Origin of the sequence: Xanthocytophaga flava (assembly GCF_030068545.1) — a bacterium.
In the GTDB taxonomy this organism is placed as follows: Bacteria; Bacteroidota; Bacteroidia; order Cytophagales; family 172606-1; genus Xanthocytophaga; species Xanthocytophaga flava.
Genome location: NZ_JASJOR010000012.1, coordinates 74,983 through 89,922 on the forward strand (window position 1 = coordinate 74,983; position 14,940 = coordinate 89,922).

19 protein-coding genes and 1 tRNA gene are annotated in these 14,940 nt (G+C 37.7%); 14 read left to right on the forward strand and 6 right to left on the reverse strand.

The window, feature by feature from the left end; all coding sequences use genetic code 11:
- The first annotated feature begins 45 nt into the window (after nucleotides 1-45).
- The gene (locus QNI15_RS18190) at nucleotides 46-822 is read left to right on the forward strand and encodes a phytanoyl-CoA dioxygenase family protein (RefSeq protein WP_313997359.1); all 777 of its coding nucleotides are present in this window, start codon (nucleotides 46-48) and stop codon (nucleotides 820-822) included.
- A gap of 59 nt (nucleotides 823-881) precedes the next feature.
- Here the strand turns inward: QNI15_RS18190 and QNI15_RS18195 are convergent, their stop codons facing one another.
- Complete coding sequence (locus QNI15_RS18195; protein WP_313997362.1) at nucleotides 882-1,070, reverse strand: DUF6496 domain-containing protein; 189 nt, start codon at nucleotides 1,068-1,070, stop codon at nucleotides 882-884.
- A 191-nt stretch (nucleotides 1,071-1,261) separates the two neighbouring features.
- Here QNI15_RS18195 and QNI15_RS18200 point away from each other — a divergent pair, with 191 nt between their 5' ends.
- The 3 genes from QNI15_RS18200 to QNI15_RS18210 all read left to right on the forward strand — a co-directional run bounded on the left by QNI15_RS18200 (nucleotide 1,262) and on the right by QNI15_RS18210 (nucleotide 4,815).
- The gene (locus QNI15_RS18200) at nucleotides 1,262-2,068 is read left to right on the forward strand and encodes a helix-turn-helix domain-containing protein (protein ID WP_314032898.1); all 807 of its coding nucleotides are present in this window, start codon (nucleotides 1,262-1,264) and stop codon (nucleotides 2,066-2,068) included.
- Between the two features lie 72 nt (nucleotides 2,069-2,140).
- A complete protein-coding gene (locus QNI15_RS18205) occupies nucleotides 2,141-3,838 on the forward strand; it encodes a serine hydrolase domain-containing protein (protein ID WP_313997366.1) in 1,698 nt (565 codons plus the stop codon).
- Between the two features lie 254 nt (nucleotides 3,839-4,092).
- Nucleotides 4,093-4,815, forward strand: a complete 723-nt coding sequence (locus QNI15_RS18210) for a hypothetical protein (protein WP_314032900.1) — start codon at nucleotides 4,093-4,095, stop codon at nucleotides 4,813-4,815.
- Between the two features lie 29 nt (nucleotides 4,816-4,844).
- Here QNI15_RS18210 and aac(6') read toward each other — a convergent pair whose 3' ends face one another.
- The 3 genes from aac(6') to QNI15_RS18225 form a co-directional block, all read right to left on the reverse strand.
- Nucleotides 4,845-5,303: an aminoglycoside 6'-N-acetyltransferase gene (gene aac(6') / locus QNI15_RS18215; protein ID WP_313997371.1), complete on the reverse strand. Its 459-nt coding sequence runs from the start codon at nucleotides 5,301-5,303 to the stop codon at nucleotides 4,845-4,847.
- A gap of 64 nt (nucleotides 5,304-5,367) precedes the next feature.
- Nucleotides 5,368-6,060 carry a hypothetical protein gene (locus tag QNI15_RS18220; protein ID WP_314032901.1) on the reverse strand — a complete coding sequence of 231 codons (693 nt, stop codon included), beginning with the start codon at nucleotides 6,058-6,060 and terminating at the stop codon, nucleotides 5,368-5,370.
- A 91-nt stretch (nucleotides 6,061-6,151) separates the two neighbouring features.
- Nucleotides 6,152-6,766: a Crp/Fnr family transcriptional regulator gene (locus QNI15_RS18225; protein ID WP_313997375.1), complete on the reverse strand. Its 615-nt coding sequence runs from the start codon at nucleotides 6,764-6,766 to the stop codon at nucleotides 6,152-6,154.
- A 355-nt stretch (nucleotides 6,767-7,121) separates the two neighbouring features.
- On the opposite strand from QNI15_RS18225, the gene QNI15_RS18230 reads away from it, so the two are divergent.
- The 3 genes from QNI15_RS18230 to QNI15_RS18240 all read left to right on the forward strand — a co-directional run bounded on the left by QNI15_RS18230 (nucleotide 7,122) and on the right by QNI15_RS18240 (nucleotide 9,209).
- A tRNA-Trp gene (locus QNI15_RS18230) sits at nucleotides 7,122-7,195 on the forward strand.
- A 33-nt stretch (nucleotides 7,196-7,228) separates the two neighbouring features.
- Nucleotides 7,229-8,674: an anthranilate synthase component I family protein gene (locus QNI15_RS18235; RefSeq protein ID WP_313997377.1), complete on the forward strand. Its 1,446-nt coding sequence runs from the start codon at nucleotides 7,229-7,231 to the stop codon at nucleotides 8,672-8,674.
- A gap of 46 nt (nucleotides 8,675-8,720) precedes the next feature.
- Nucleotides 8,721-9,209, forward strand: coding sequence for a GNAT family N-acetyltransferase (locus QNI15_RS18240; RefSeq protein WP_313997379.1), 489 nt, complete (start codon nucleotides 8,721-8,723; stop codon nucleotides 9,207-9,209).
- Here QNI15_RS18240 and QNI15_RS18245 read toward each other — a convergent pair.
- Together QNI15_RS18245 and QNI15_RS18250 are read right to left on the reverse strand one after the other, a co-directional pair.
- A complete protein-coding gene (locus QNI15_RS18245; protein ID WP_313982846.1) occupies nucleotides 9,206-9,613 on the reverse strand; it encodes a type II toxin-antitoxin system death-on-curing family toxin in 408 nt (135 codons plus the stop codon). The genes QNI15_RS18240 and QNI15_RS18245 overlap by 4 nt on opposite strands.
- Before the next feature lies 1 nt (nucleotide 9,614).
- On the reverse strand, nucleotides 9,615-9,815 hold the full coding sequence (locus tag QNI15_RS18250) for a hypothetical protein (RefSeq protein ID WP_313997381.1): 201 nt from the start codon (nucleotides 9,813-9,815) through the stop codon (nucleotides 9,615-9,617).
- A gap of 67 nt (nucleotides 9,816-9,882) precedes the next feature.
- Here QNI15_RS18250 and QNI15_RS18255 point away from each other — a divergent pair, with 67 nt between their 5' ends.
- The 7 genes from QNI15_RS18255 to trpC all read left to right on the forward strand — a co-directional run bounded on the left by QNI15_RS18255 (nucleotide 9,883) and on the right by trpC (nucleotide 14,805).
- The gene (locus tag QNI15_RS18255) at nucleotides 9,883-10,449 is read left to right on the forward strand and encodes an anthranilate synthase component II (protein WP_313982849.1); all 567 of its coding nucleotides are present in this window, start codon (nucleotides 9,883-9,885) and stop codon (nucleotides 10,447-10,449) included.
- Nucleotides 10,450-10,473: 24 nt separating this feature from the next.
- A complete protein-coding gene (locus QNI15_RS18260; protein ID WP_313997383.1) occupies nucleotides 10,474-10,863 on the forward strand; it encodes a tautomerase family protein in 390 nt (129 codons plus the stop codon).
- A 113-nt stretch (nucleotides 10,864-10,976) separates the two neighbouring features.
- On the forward strand, nucleotides 10,977-11,738 hold the full coding sequence (locus QNI15_RS18265) for a hypothetical protein (RefSeq protein WP_313997385.1): 762 nt from the start codon (nucleotides 10,977-10,979) through the stop codon (nucleotides 11,736-11,738).
- Between the two features lie 15 nt (nucleotides 11,739-11,753).
- Complete coding sequence (trpD, locus tag QNI15_RS18270) at nucleotides 11,754-12,740, forward strand: anthranilate phosphoribosyltransferase (RefSeq protein WP_313997387.1); 987 nt, start codon at nucleotides 11,754-11,756, stop codon at nucleotides 12,738-12,740.
- A gap of 335 nt (nucleotides 12,741-13,075) precedes the next feature.
- On the forward strand, nucleotides 13,076-13,486 hold the full coding sequence (tssD, locus tag QNI15_RS18275; protein ID WP_313982854.1) for a type VI secretion system tube protein TssD: 411 nt from the start codon (nucleotides 13,076-13,078) through the stop codon (nucleotides 13,484-13,486).
- A 52-nt stretch (nucleotides 13,487-13,538) separates the two neighbouring features.
- Nucleotides 13,539-13,937 carry a hypothetical protein gene (locus QNI15_RS18280; RefSeq protein WP_313997389.1) on the forward strand — a complete coding sequence of 133 codons (399 nt, stop codon included), beginning with the start codon at nucleotides 13,539-13,541 and terminating at the stop codon, nucleotides 13,935-13,937.
- A gap of 67 nt (nucleotides 13,938-14,004) precedes the next feature.
- Nucleotides 14,005-14,805, forward strand: a complete 801-nt coding sequence (trpC, locus tag QNI15_RS18285; RefSeq protein ID WP_314032903.1) for an indole-3-glycerol phosphate synthase TrpC — start codon at nucleotides 14,005-14,007, stop codon at nucleotides 14,803-14,805.
- Nucleotides 14,806-14,940 lie beyond the last annotated feature (135 nt).

Consider the following 14,940-nt stretch of genomic DNA (forward strand, 5'->3'; position numbering starts at 1 on the left):
ACGGACATTGCCCTAGGTAATTTTTGAATGAGATAAAATGTAAATATGCTAACAGACAATCAGATTCATGATTTTATACAGTATGGCTTTGTTTGTATTGAGAATGCATTCTCCTCAGAACTAGCTACACAATGTAGAACTATCTTATGGAAAGATACAGGTTGCGATCCACATGATACTTCTACCTGGACAAAACCTGTTGTTCGATTGGGAGAATACAGTCAGGAGCCATTTAGGCAAGCTGCCAATACTCCGGTATTACATGCTGCCTATAATCAATTAGTCGGAGAGCAAAGATGGTTACCTCGGCAGAGTTTAGGCTCCTTTCCAGTTCGGTTTCCGCATATCCAAGATCCTGGTGATACAGGCTGGCATGTGGATGCCAGTTTTCCTGGTGCAGATGTAAATGATTTTTTTGCGTGGAGAGTAAATGTTTTTTCAAAAGGAAGAGCTTTATTGATGTTATTTCTCTTCTCAGATGTAACAGAGGCCGATGCCCCAACCCGTATTCTGGCAGGTTCTCATCTGGATGTAGCAAAGGTATTGAAGCCGAAAGGGGAGGAGGGATTGTCATTTATGGAATTGGCACAACAAGTTGGACCTGCGTTGGACAGACCGCTCCATCTGGCAACTGGAACCGCCGGAACTGTATATTTATGCCATCCATTTCTGGTACATGCTTCTCAAGCACATCATGGTACAAATCCAAAGTTTATGGCTCAGCCACCTTTGTTTCCATCAAAGCCTTTCCAGTTAGATCGTGATGATAGAACTTATTCACCCATAGAACAAGCGATACGATTAGGCATAAGCGAAAAATAAAAAAACTGCTTTCATAGAATTACTATCATGAAAGCAGTTTTACTTATGCGTTACGTAACTTAAGATTTCTTTTCTTTCTTCTTTGGAACTTTTCCACCTTCTTTTCTTGCTTCAGAAAGACCTATGGCAATGGCTTGTTTTCTATCAGTCACTTTTTTGTCGCTTCTGCCCGATTTGAGAGTACCCTCTTTCATCTCATGCATTGCTTCATGTACTTTCTCCTGAGCTTTTTCTCCGTACTTTTTCATAATCGTATTATTTATATACAACATAAATTATCAAGGCTAACAGATAAAAAACAATGCCAAAAGATACTGTCCACTAATGAGACATCATACGGTTCTTTAACCGCTTGTACTAAAAGGATAGGGAGCATGTCAGAGAATGATATATTTACTGATAGCTACTGCAACTTATTATTGAAAGCCCTCCCATTCAAATGAACTATCGAAAAACAGGACAGTTTTATGGTGACACAAACCAGAAGCTTTCAATGGAAGGTATTACACTCACAGATACTGTATATACTCTGCCCAAAGTAGACTGGCATTATCATGAGAATGCATACTTTACATTTATCCTACAAGGAGGGTTAACTGAAGGCAACAAGAAAGAAGTGTATACCTGTACCAGTGGCAGCCTGCTATTTCACCACTGGCAAGACCCTCACTACAATTGTAAACCAGATGTATTTACAAGAGGATTTCATATTGAACTGAATAAACATTTTTCAGATAATATTTTCTCAGGACTTACCATTCCAGAAGGTAGTCTGCATATTGATAATCCAGAGATAAAGCTTTTATTCTACCAGCTATTCAAAGAGACCAAGATTATTGATAGCAATACTCCTTTAGTTATTCAGACATTATTGTTACAGGTTTTTGCTGAGATGCAACAGAACCGGAAAGCAGCGACAGAACAGCGGCCTGTATGGGTGAATCGGATAAAAGAACTATTGTACTACAATGGACTTGAGAATCAAAGTCTTCAAGAGCTTGCCAACGCATTGCAGATACATCCTGTTCATCTATCTCGCCAGTTTCCAAAATATTTTGGATGTACCTTAGGAAACTACATGCGAAAAATAAAAGTAGAGAAAGCTTTGCAGTTGTTTTCTGATAAAACTTTATCTCTAACTGATATAGCGATGGATTGTGGATTTGCCGATCAGAGTCATTTTTTACGTTGTTTCAAAGAATTCAATGGTATGACACCTTCTCAATACCGAACATTGCTAAGTTGATGCTATGTTAATTTCATTCTATTTTTTTAGTGAAGGCACATTTAGCTTTGTGTCTTTCTAACTATGAATCCTATGAAAAAAACTTCCAACCTCCTGATCATTCAATTGATCTTCTTTTCATGCTTGTTTATGCAAGTTACGGCTTACGGACAAACTTCGGATTTGGTAAAATCTGAAGGAATTACCAGTCCTTTGCATCAAACCAATGTAGGTCGTATCACTTTTATGTCAAAAGGTATTCCCGTTGAGGAATATAAGGAAACAGACTTCCTGAAAACATTTGAGATAAAGGAAGGTATTGACTTGAACATACGAACTTATCTGGGTAATTCACTAACCAATTATCTTCATCCACTGGCTCCGAAGTTAACCGCAGATGAAGTAAATGCGTTAGGCAATTATCAGTTTAGTTTCTATGTAGACAACTCATTGATATATAAAGAGAATTTACACCCTGGAGCAGGGCTTCCCGAAAATAAAAAGACAAAAACAGTCTTTCAGATACCTCTTATAAGCTCTACCAATGCAGATTCCTGGGGACGATATCTCTGGGGACGATTCATGGCCTATGGTGGAGAAGATGCCCTGACTGTTGGGAAACCGCATTTACTAAAAATAGAAATTCGTCCCTATGTAAAGAATCCGGATTTGGTAGCAGGTAATATCATTGCTCACGGGGAAATAACGCTGACTGTGACTAAACCACAGGTAGATCCGGCTAAGCTACAGCCACAAGCTATTCAGCCTAGTAGTGGGTTCTCACTTTCAAATTTAAAATACGACAAAGAGAAAATAAAAGAACTCAATCAGAAAATTGAAGACAAAACCTTCAAGCAGATTACCAGCATCGTAGTTCTTAAAGATGGACAACTCGTGTTGGAAGAGTATTTCAATGGGGCAACCAGAACTACTTTACATGATCCCCGGTCTGTAGGGAAAACTTTTGCTTCAGCAGCAATGGGGATTGCCATTAAGGATGGATACATTAAAAATGAAAACCAGACGTTAGGCCAATTCTATAATCTGAAGGAGTTTAGTAATTATTCAGTCAGAAAAGACAGTGTAACCTTACGTAGTCTACTGATGATGAGTTCCGGGTTTGATGGATCAGATAATAATTCGGAATCTCCTGGCAATGAAGAAAATATGTATCCTACAAACAATTGGGTAAAGTTTGCATTGGATCTGCCAATGGATAAAGCCAAAGTGATGGAGAAGAACTGGGATTACTTTACAGCAGGTGTAGTGGTATTGGGCGATGTGATTCACAAGAGTGTTCCTGGTGGACTGGAGAAATATGCTGACGAAAAATTGTTTAAACCATTAGGAATAAAAAACTATAAATGGCAATATACGCCACAGCATGTAGCCAATACTGCCGGAGGCATACAACTTGCCTCGCTGGATTTTGCGCGATTTGGACAACTTTACCTAAATGATGGCAAATGGAATAACAAACAAATTCTTCCGCAAAAATGGGTGAATTCTTCTTTAGCAAAACAAGTTGCTTTACCGGATGGAAGTGGGTCTTATGGCTATCTGTTCTGGAATAAAACCTATAAGGTAGGTAATGCCTCCTATGAAACGTATTATTGTAGTGGGAATGGAGGGAACAAAATATTTATTTTTAAAGAACTTGGATTAGTAGTAGTAGTTACGGCAACTGCTTATAATACTCCCTATGCACATCCACAAGTAGATAAAATCATTCAGCGTTATATCTTACCAGCAGTAGTAACAGGAAATACTACTGTTAGTAGTGGAAAATAATAATATACACTCTGGTTCATAACACATATAGGTCTGTAATCAATTACAGGCCTATATGTGTTATGAACTATATCTATTTTGTAAACGGCTATAAAAAATGGCTACTTTATCCTTCCAATAGAATTTTGAAATACTTCAATCTGCTTGCGTATTGCTTGAGTGATAGAAAAGTTTTGTGGTAAATAAGAATACGGAGTATTTTTTCGTATTTTGGTTGTTTAATTTCTCCTAAATGGTTTGTAGCGTTTTTTAGTATGAAGACTTGGTTTGTACTTTTATTTGGTGGGTTAACTCTATCTGCTTTTGGACAGAATACTCCATCCGGATATGATGCTCAGCAAAACCTGAATATGGCAGGTGCAACCAGTGGAGGTGGTATGACTGTAGTACGTGGGTTTGATAACAGATATGAGGGATTGCGTGGATCGCCTTATCTATTACAGCATTGGTGTAATGCCGATGTGACACTTGCCAATAGTAAAATCCAAAATGATGTACCTGTAAAATATGATGTCTACTCCAACCGGCTGGTAATGCGTCGATCACAAGGTGATTCTGCAATTGTTGTATCTTCTTCTGTAAAAGGATTTCTGCTGAAAGATGTTCTTACGGGACAAAATAGACTTTTTGAACGATTCCCGGATTTAAAGACTGACGATGCTATTCTGAAGGAAGAATATCTGGAAGTGTTGTATGAAGGAAAAACCGCTCTTTTGGTTCGATATGATAAAAAAGTACTCAAAGCTAGCTATCAGGGTGCATATAGCTCTGGTCGTACCTATGATGAACTGATGGATGAGAAGAATTATTACATTCGTAAAGCTGATCAGACAATAAGCAAAGTGAAATTAGGCAAGAAATCAGTGTTGGAACATCTAAATGCTTCTGATGATTTGAAAAAGTTTGTAGAACAGGAAAAGCTGGACTTAAAAGAAACCAAAGATGTGATCCGGTTGATGGAGTTTGCTGATAAGTAATCCTGATGCCAGGCAAATAATCTGCCTAGCTAGGAAATATCTTTAATGAAAGCTATTAATCGGGCAGATTCTTTGAAGCCCATGTTTGTATGAAAGTCATAGCTTGCCTGATTGTCAATTTCTATATCAGACCCAACCTGATGACATCCTTTCTCCTTTAACCACTTCTCACCACGCTTAAACAGTGCCTGTGAGATGCCCATTCGTCTAAAGGCTGGTTTTACATAGATTCCTTCCACATAACCAGTAGGGGTAGAGTCAGAACCTTCTACATAATCGGTACGGATAGAAAGATGAAGAAATGCTACATTCTCGTCCTTGTGGTTAAATAGATAAATAACATGATTTTCCGGAGTTTGTAAAAGTTCCAGAAAATCATGTTTGAGTTCATCATACTCATTGTCTGGCCACAAATCCAAACCCATTTGAGTGAGTTCTTCCAGCTGTTGTTCTGATGCAGTAATGATAGATTGGGTAGAAGGATTCACAGTTGTAAATAGCAAGATATCAGGGCTTAAATATAGACTTTTTCAGTTATTCCTAAAAGATTTGCTAAGTTAATGTAGATGAGTTGATAGGGTAAAGGAGTTGCCTTATAGAGGCTATATGGGATAGTAAGACCAGAGGAACCACACAACTAGGTAACCAGACAAATGGAAAGTGTAAAACAGCAATATTGGGTTGGTCAAAACCAAATTGTTGAAATGGATAGGGAAATGACAGGATGGCATGGATAACCACGTTTAATAAAAGAACCAGGCACAATATATTCCAGACTAATAGTACTGTTCGGTTAAGTTGTTGGCGAACAAATCCAAAATAGTATATAAAAGGACCAGAAAGTCCGGACAATATATCGAGATTCCTTCCTTCGAATGTCATGACTTCAGGAATAACCTTATAACTGAAAAGCCAGAACAATACCAGCTCTACAGGTATACGAATACTGTGTAAAAGCGTAAGGGTTTTAATGTCCAGTTGGGATAAGAAACTTTTTCCTGAAGGGGTGATACTGAGTATGAAGATACAAAGTAATGGTGGAGCAAGAAAGAAAATGGAACGGGGAGGAATAGCTTCTGTATTGGTATAAAACCCTGTATAACTGACCAGCATTTGTAGAATTAGCCAAGACAAGATCACAAATAAAGTAATTCTGGATTGTCCTGCTGCTTTATAAAAGACAAAAACAGTAAGAACCGTAATTATCACAAAGGCCAGGCTGATGTGTAAAGGGAGTGCTTCCATGATGTTAGTGGGATGGTTGTTGAGCGCACCGCAAAGGAAGCACACCATCTAGACACTCTTCTTGCCAAATGGCAAGAAATGGATGAATAGCTTATTTCCGGCTAAATTCTTTTCGAATCCGACTAAGTGATGTATCCGTTATACCCAGATAGGAAGCAATGGTTTTCAAGGGTGCATTCTGAAATATTTCCGGATTGGTATGTAACAGTTTGGCATAACGTTCCTCTGCAGTATCTGTGATCATAGATAGCATCCGTATTTTTAAAGCCGAAAATCCCTGAACCAACATCGACCGGCCAAACTCCCTGAATTCGGGAATCGAATGAAACAGACTGTTTAACTGTCCGTATGTAATACACCATCCACTACAAGCAGTCAATGCCTGAATATTTTCCCTGGATGGAATACGATTGAAAAAAGAAGAAACTTCAAACACAACCTGATTTTGAGCATAAAAATTGGTGGTTACTTCATTACCTTCTGTATTATGAGCAAAGGCTCTCATAAAGCCCGTATCCAGAAAAAGGTATTCATTAAGAATCTGTCCTTCCTGTAAATGGAAATCATGTTTGTTAATGTGTTTTGCTCGAAAGTTAGAAGCAATTTCTCTAGCTGTAGTGGTAGAAACAAGATTGGTGCTTCTGAGAAAGCGAATAAGATTTTCCTCATTGTTATGATTAGATAAACTATGCAAAGAATGTTCCATTGGGTGGAGATGTACTTTTAGATACTCGGATGGCTAACTATAGGTTAAAATAATGGATTGCGATTAATTTATAGTGAAATGTTGCTGTGTAATATTCTTAGTCACTGTCTGAACATAAAATTTTGTCAGCTATAATTCAAATAAAAAAAATATGATGTTAGTCTTGCTTTTTTAAAAGACACTTCTTTATCTTTGTGATATACTATTTTAAATACATGAAATCAAATCTGGTAAATACTGCATGGTGGTGGCACATTTCAAATCGGAATGTGAACAGCCCTGCATTGTAATGCCATAAGAAGATATATCCGAAAGGCTTGCTGTTCACATAACAGCAAGCCTTTTTTGTTTTCACACAGGAGTAGTTTAATGGTAAAATGTCTGTCTCCAAAACTGAAGTTCGGGGTTCGAGTCCCTGCTCCTGTGCCAGATCTATCTATAATTCTTTAAACGGTTAGAACCATGTCTTTTCAAGTCCATACACGTTATCGACAACTTCTTGCAGATACAGTGACTCCTGTCAGTATTTACCTTAAGTTAAGAGATAAGTTTGTAAATACAATTTTGCTGGAAAGCTCTGATTATCATGGTAATGAAAACTCATTTTCCTATATCTGTTGCCAACCAGTTGCCAAATTTGAAGTTTCTGGAAACTATATTATTGAACAGTTTCCGGATGGTTCAAGTCGTTCTACAGAGATCAAAGAGAGATCCCAGGTATTGACCGCATTAGAAGCCTTTGGCAAAAGCTTTCAGAAATCTGAAAAAGACAAGTTTCCATTTATTCATAATGGGTTGTTTGGGTATATGTCTTACCCCTCTGTACAGTATTTTGAAGACATTGACCTGAAGGATACCCATTCTATTCCGGATATTATCTACCAAGTATTTCGGTATGTAATAGCCATTAACCACTTCAAAGATGAGATGTTTGTCTTTGAACATGAATACCAGAATACAGAAGGAAAAGTTGTATATAAAGAAGAATCACAGGAAAGTAATCTGAATTACCTGATTTCATTGATTCAAAACTTGAATTATCCTTCCTATCAATTCAAATTGCAGGGAACCGAGCGTTCTAATCTGACAGACGAAGAATTTCTGGCTATACTGGAAAAAGGGAGATTTCATTGCAAGATTGGAGATGTATTTCAGATTGTACTTTCCAGACGTTTTGAACAGCAGTTTCAGGGAGACGAGTTTAATGTATACCGGGCACTGCGTTCTGTAAATCCCTCTCCGTATCTGTTCTACTTCGACTATGGCAGTTTCAAAATATTTGGTTCTTCCCCGGAAACACAAATTTCAATCAAAGGAGATACTGCTGCCATCTATCCGATAGCTGGAACTTTCCGGAGAACAGGCAATGATCAGGCAGATGCAGAACTAGCCCAAAAGCTATATGATGACCCTAAAGAAAATGCAGAGCACGTGATGCTGGTAGATCTGGCTCGTAATGATTTAAGCCGTCACAGCCATGATGTCACTGTCGAAACATTTAAGGAAATACAATATTACTCTCATGTAATTCACCTCGTTTCTAAAGTAACAGGAGAAATAGAGGAACAAACAAATCCTCTGCAACTGGTTGCAGATACCTTTCCTGCCGGAACCCTTTCAGGAGCTCCCAAACACAAAGCTATGCAACTCATAGATCGGTACGAACCTACAAGCCGGAGTTTTTATGGTGGCTGTATTGGTTTTATGGACTTCAATGGAGATTTTAATCATGCCATTATGATCCGTTCTTTCTTGAGCAAGGATAATACATTGTATTATCAGGCTGGAGCTGGTGTTGTGTTTAAGTCTCAGATAGAGAGTGAATTGCAGGAGGTAAATAATAAGATTGCAGCTTTGCGGCGGGCAGTGCAGCTAGCTGGCGTAAACCTTAATTATGACCACGATTAAGGTATCAACCAGATAATCTGAAAATTCATTCTTAACATACATACCTATGAAAGTAGAACTCGCCACATTGGAAGATGCAGAAGAAATTCTGTATCTGCAAAAGCAGGCTTATCTATCAGAAGCCTTGCTTTACAACGATTTATCCATTCACCCAATAGTACAGAGTATTCGTTCTATTCGGGAAGAGTTTAAAAAAAGCTGGGTATGGAAAATACAGGATGGAAAAGCAATTGTAGGTTCGGTTCGTGCATTTGTAGATCAGGATACCTGTCATGTTCGAAAACTGATTGTCAAACCAAGTCATCAGAATAGAGGGTTGGGTACATTATTGATGCACACAATAGATGAATCAATAACTCAGGTGAATCGATTTGAATTATTTACCGGACATAAAAGTTTGAAAAATATTACTTTATATCAGAAGCTGGGCTACGAGCCTTTTCGGCAAAAGTCTTTACATGAGGGACTTACTCTGGTATATATGGAAAAGAAAACAGATACTACAAGAGCTTTATCAGAAGAAAGCCCTTGTTAAGCAGTTGCTTTGACAATATGTTCTTTAAACCACTTTTGAAGCCGTTCCAGTGTATACTTACCGGAAGCAACTTCCAGTGTGAAATCAATCAAAACTTGATCAGGTAAATCCGGATTGATTTTATAACCGTTGACGAGCAAAAATATCATGGCTGATTGCAGACCAGTACGTTTATTTCCATCTGAGAAAATATGGTTGGAAACAATACTGAACATATATACACCTGCTTTCTGATAAATTTCCGGATAGATAGGTTCGCCAAAGATTTCAGAACAGACAACTTCCAGTAAATAATCAAGGCGTTCCTCATTGAGGAAATTGCAGGGCAGAGCAAAATTACCGCCAAACCGATCTGTTTGGTGCTTATTGACAGCAATGATTTGTTTTTTAGATAAGTGCAGCATATCAGGCTAAGACTTTCCAGACCTCTTTGTACTGGTCTGAGGTAGATTGAAGAAGTTGTTCAAATGTAGACCCTGCAATAGAGTCTGTATCAGATGAGTGGTTCTTTAGTTGTTGAATATGAACCAGTAACTCATCCAGACAATGATCAGGCACTTCCTGAATTTCTTTTACGAGAAGTTTTCTTTTTTCTGATGAAGGCATAGTGCAAAGAAATACGCGATATTTTTTACAATAAAAAAATAAGAATTCATATTTTAAAACTCTTGCTATGAGAATTTTAGTAATAGATAACTACGATAGTTTTGTGTATAATCTTGTACACTATCTGCGTGAGATGGGGCATGAACCTGTAGTGTACCGTAATGATAAAATTACCCTGGAAGAAGTAGATGCATTTGATAAGATTTTACTCTCTCCCGGACCCGGCATTCCATCAGAAGCTGGTATTATGCCTGAACTCATTAAAAAATACGCGCCAACTAAAAGCATTTTGGGTGTATGTCTGGGGCATCAGGCAATTGGAGAGGCATTTGGAGGTACGCTGGAGAATATGACAGATGTGTTGCATGGAATTGCTACCCCTGCCTTTGTTCAAAAATCAGATGAACTTTTGTTTGAAGGTATTCCTGCTCAATTCAACACTGGGCGTTACCATTCCTGGACAGTTGTTTCAACGGATTTTCCTGAAAGCCTTGAGATTACGGCTGTTGATAATGAAGGTCGTATTATGGCACTGGCACATAAAACCTATGATGTTAGAGGAGTTCAGTTTCATCCGGAAAGCATCCTGACCGAACATGGGAAAAAGATGCTGGAAAACTGGTTGAGCAACTAGAGCCATCTGTTTGTCGATAAAACTATGTCACAGATTAAGATTTTTGGGATAAAAGAACAGCTGCAACCTGTTCGTAATAGATTATCTGATACTATACATCAGTGTATAGTGGATGTTCTTCATCTACCTATAGGTAAGAGGGCTCATCGCTTCTTATATCTAGAAAAGGAAGATTTTTTCTTTCCTGAGGATCGGACGGAACAGTATACAATTATAGAAATTACTATGATTGCCGGGCGAAAAACAGAAACAAAGAAGAGATTGATTCAAGAGTTATTCTCTCGGATTGAAGCAGAGGTAGGAATTCGGAAGATGGATCTGGAAATTTGTATATATGAGTCTCCTGCCTGTAATTGGGGATTTAGAGGTATGAATGGCGATGAAATCCAACTAGACTATACAATAGGAGTCTAGAGGAAAAGCCTATTTGGGATTAATTGATTGTCAAATGTTTACAATTGTCTAAGAAGTAGTACTATATCTGTAATCATCGTAAAGATATTTTGTACTAACTCTTTTATAAAATTATGGCGGCACTGGTCACCTTTGGAATTTGCTTAGCAATTGTTATTGTATTATTGATCATTCTTTCCCTTTTAATGGGGCCGGGATTCTTTATGGTAATACTTATTTTACCTGTAATAGTAAGCGAAGGTATTACTGGAGAAACAGGGACCTTCAATCCCAATGGCAGCGGAAAAAAATCTCCTCTTTTTAACCTGTTGATGGCCTTTTTTACTATAGCTCAGGTGTTGCTGGTTGCAGGATTGTTATTTGGCATTTATGTATTGATTGCAGGACTTCCGACAACAAGTAAAGAAGTCATTACCAGCAGCCGGGAAGTATTATCATCTCTTCAAATTTATCGCCTGCAAACGGTGAATCTGTTGCTGTGGTTATTGACTGGCACATTTATCTGCATGTGGATATTTAATATTATAAAGTTTGGTGAGCATATTAAAAATATGTCACCCATTACGATTTTTTGGGGTTATATCCTTCCTTTGTTAACCTATCCATTTGCTTTTTTGTTTCTGGTTACTACACATAAATATCTGGATGAATATCCTAATGGAGATCAGCATATTGGCTTTTTTTCAAAAGCTGCAGGAGTAATATATAGTATTTACCTGTTTTCTTCACAGATACAAGCATTGATCACGTATGTTACCGTTTTACGAAGACACAATGCGCAACTGGGTTTTCAATACTGGTTTAGTCTGGGGGCAAGTTTGTTCTATAAAGTAGTTTTCATCTATTTCGTTGTTCGTATTCTAATGTCTTTATAGTTTATTATTTTAAGTATGAAAGAGATCTTAAATCATTTATTAGCCTATAAAACTTTATCCAAGAAAGAAGCCCGGCAGGTATTGGTGGATATTGCTCAGGGAAAATATACTGCTGTACAGATTGCAGCCTTTATGACTGTATATATGATGCGTAGTGTTACTGTGGAAGAACTAGAAGGATTTCGGGATGCCATGCTTGAACTATGTGTAGCATTGGATGTTGCAGATTTTGATCCGATGGATGTTTGTGGCACAGGAGGAGATGGCAAGGATACCTTTAATATTTCTACACTTTCTGCCTTTGTGATCGCAGGAGCCGGACAAGCTGTTGTAAAACATGGTAATTATGGTGTATCTTCTATTTGTGGGAGTTCAACAGTGATGGAATATCTGGGATATAAGTTTACAAATGATAAAGGACTGATCAACAAAAGTCTGGAAGAAGCAAACATTTGTTTTCTGCATGCACCATTGTTCCATCCGGCTATGAAAAATGTGGCTCCTGTTCGTAAAGAGCTAGGCGTGAAAACCTTTTTTAATATGTTGGGACCGATGGTTAATCCAGCTTTTCCTAAAAAACAGATGGTAGGAGTCTATAGCCTTGAGATTGCTCGTTTATATGCCTATTTGTACCAACGTACAGATAAGAGTTTTTCTATCGTACATGCCTTGGATGGCTATGATGAAATATCCCTGACAGGTGATTTTAAAATTATTGGTAATCAAGCCGAAAAAGTTTTCTCTCCCAAAGACTTGAACCTTCAGATTTTACAGGCTGATGAAATCTTAGGTGGGAATTCGGTGGAAGAGTCCGCTAAGATCTTCATGAATGTACTTACTAATGAGGCTACTCCTGCCCAGAAACAAGCAGTGCTGGCCAATGCTGCCTTTGGGCTTCAGACTGCCAAGCCTGAATTAACTGTACTAGAGGCTGTAGAGATGGCACGTGAGAGTCTGGAGGGTGGCAAAGCTTTACAGAGTTTTCAAAAATTAGTAGCCTGAGGATAGAATGATGAATAGTAGATAATGAATAAGTAAATTGCTGGTAATCAATGATCCTCAATATAGTGAATAGATAAAGAACAATACCGGGGATCTATTTAGCGTATTATAGTTACGGAGTCGAAGGTGATTTCTTTCTGAATTCTAATTGTTTTTAGTTAATTTACCTTATTGAATCCTATTTGCAGAAATAGCAAAGACAATTTTTCTTAAAAGAAGACAATTTGTCTTTGTAAGAATTAGATAGAGACTGTTGTAAAACAGTCTCTTTTGAATTGCTGTCTATTGCTGTAAAATCTATAATTTGCTGCACGTTAATTTGTTGATTTTCTGATATGTATAAAATCCGCCTAGAATTGGATAAAAGAACATACGATTTGCAATCGTGTTATTACTCCTGTTACAATTCTCCACCCTCTGTGTCAGATTCTGAAGATGACTACTATGCTGGTTCTCCTCATAGTATGACCTGGAATGTGAAACCTTCAAAGGTAGATCAGGAATTAATAGACTGGTGTACACTAACCCGGCAGGAAACTAAAAGTGGAAAAATTACAATTTCAGAAGCAGAAAGTAATGCTCCACTTAAGATCATTACTTTTCAGCAGGCATTTTGTTCTGGCTTTAGTGAATCCATTGATTCTAACTATGACTATAATCAAAGTCCTGTTACCATTACTGTAACAGTACAGACTATAAATGTCAGATTGCTTAATGCAGGAAGGGGCATTACCTATCCAAACTGAGCGTATCTGAGATAGAATTTGATGTGTTTATCTGGTTTGTATTATTTATAACATGAGCGATTTAGAATTTAATTCAGATTCCATTCATCCTGAGTATCAGGCTGTAGAGCGTACTATCAAGGAGATTGAAAAACAGTTGAAAATAGTTGAAATTAAAAAATTGTACATTCAGAGAGATTATTTAGACCAACTGAATAAATACAATAAGCTTCTTTTAAAGTTACGGGAACTCCAACTCGGAAAAGGAACAACTATGACAGCAGAAGCTGCTCGTAAACACCGAATTAAAGTATTAGAGCAAAAACTTATTGCCATGGGAGTACCTTCAGAACCGGACATGTCAGGACTGGAAGCCGAACGACTGGTACTGGATGCCAGATTGCAGGCACATATGAAAATCAATGCTTCATTGCTGGCTTCTGATGCTATTCGGCGTGACCGTTGGAATTAATTATGTCTAAAATAAAGACATACTGAATACTAATTTCCCTGTAACCTGGATTCTGAAATGTAAGATTATGAATATTCTAGATGAAATTATTGCCCATAAAAAAGGTGAAGTAGCAGAACGCAAATCTCTGACTGCTGTCTCTGTATTGGAAAAGAGTGATTTATTTGGGCGCAAAACAGTATCGTTAAGAGAGTCACTATTGAACCCTGAGAAGAGTGGAATCATTGCTGAACATAAACGCAAATCACCTTCTAAGGGAATCATTAACCAACAAGTTTCAGTAGAACAAGTAACTACTGGTTATACTCAAGGTGGTGCTTCTGCATTGTCAGTACTTACTGATCAGAAATATTTTGATGGAAAAGATGAACACATTTTGCGTGCTCGTAAAGCTAATCCCGATATACCTATTTTGCGGAAGGATTTTGTGATTGATGAGTATCAATTAATTGAAGCAAAAAGCTTGGGTGCAGATATTATTTTGTTGATTGCCGCTAATCTTACGCCAGACCAATGTAAACAACTGGCCAAAGCTGCTAAAGCGTTGACATTGGAGGTATTGCTGGAAGTGCATAATCTGGAGGAATTAGAATCTTCTGTAAATGAATATATAGATGTGATTGGGGTAAATAACCGTGATCTTAAGCGGATGAAAACAGACATCAACATCTCCAAAGAACTTTCAGAACGTATTCCGAGAGAATTTCTAAAGATTTCAGAAAGTGGCATTCATCTTCCAGAAGTTTTACAGGATCTGAGACATAACTATGGATACAATGGTTTTTTGATAGGAGAATATTTTATGCAGCATTCTGATCCGGGAGTTGCGTTTTCTAACTTTGTTGCTGATATAAAGCAAATGGCTTAGTATCAGTGTTTTGTGTGTTGAGTTGGAAAAATTATATCCCTCGTTTCAAGTTGTTGGTTGCTATTGGATTTCTATAAGAAAAATCTTACTTTCGTACAAAATTCAGAAACTGTAACGGTTTTTTCTCCCAACAAA

Coding starts and splice junctions, on each gene's coding strand:
- QNI15_RS18190 (WP_313997359.1), top strand. CDS start 46: ATGCTAACAGACAATCAGATTCATGATTTTATACAGTATGGCTTTGTT.
- QNI15_RS18195 (WP_313997362.1), bottom strand. CDS start 1,070: ATGAAAAAGTACGGAGAAAAAGCTCAGGAGAAAGTACATGAAGCAATG.
- QNI15_RS18200 (WP_314032898.1), top strand. CDS start 1,262: ATGAACTATCGAAAAACAGGACAGTTTTATGGTGACACAAACCAGAAG.
- QNI15_RS18205 (WP_313997366.1), top strand. CDS start 2,141: ATGAAAAAAACTTCCAACCTCCTGATCATTCAATTGATCTTCTTTTCA.
- QNI15_RS18210 (WP_314032900.1), top strand. CDS start 4,093: ATGAAGACTTGGTTTGTACTTTTATTTGGTGGGTTAACTCTATCTGCT.
- QNI15_RS18220 (WP_314032901.1), bottom strand. CDS start 6,060: ATGGAAGCACTCCCTTTACACATCAGCCTGGCCTTTGTGATAATTACG.
- QNI15_RS18225 (WP_313997375.1), bottom strand. CDS start 6,766: ATGGAACATTCTTTGCATAGTTTATCTAATCATAACAATGAGGAAAAT.
- QNI15_RS18235 (WP_313997377.1), top strand. CDS start 7,229: ATGTCTTTTCAAGTCCATACACGTTATCGACAACTTCTTGCAGATACA.
- QNI15_RS18240 (WP_313997379.1), top strand. CDS start 8,721: ATGAAAGTAGAACTCGCCACATTGGAAGATGCAGAAGAAATTCTGTAT.
- QNI15_RS18245 (WP_313982846.1), bottom strand. CDS start 9,613: ATGCTGCACTTATCTAAAAAACAAATCATTGCTGTCAATAAGCACCAA.
- QNI15_RS18250 (WP_313997381.1), bottom strand. CDS start 9,815: ATGCCTTCATCAGAAAAAAGAAAACTTCTCGTAAAAGAAATTCAGGAA.
- QNI15_RS18255 (WP_313982849.1), top strand. CDS start 9,883: ATGAGAATTTTAGTAATAGATAACTACGATAGTTTTGTGTATAATCTT.
- QNI15_RS18260 (WP_313997383.1), top strand. CDS start 10,474: ATGTCACAGATTAAGATTTTTGGGATAAAAGAACAGCTGCAACCTGTT.
- QNI15_RS18265 (WP_313997385.1), top strand. CDS start 10,977: ATGGCGGCACTGGTCACCTTTGGAATTTGCTTAGCAATTGTTATTGTA.
- trpD (WP_313997387.1), top strand. CDS start 11,754: ATGAAAGAGATCTTAAATCATTTATTAGCCTATAAAACTTTATCCAAG.
- tssD (WP_313982854.1), top strand. CDS start 13,076: ATGTATAAAATCCGCCTAGAATTGGATAAAAGAACATACGATTTGCAA.
- QNI15_RS18280 (WP_313997389.1), top strand. CDS start 13,539: ATGAGCGATTTAGAATTTAATTCAGATTCCATTCATCCTGAGTATCAG.
- trpC (WP_314032903.1), top strand. CDS start 14,005: ATGAATATTCTAGATGAAATTATTGCCCATAAAAAAGGTGAAGTAGCA.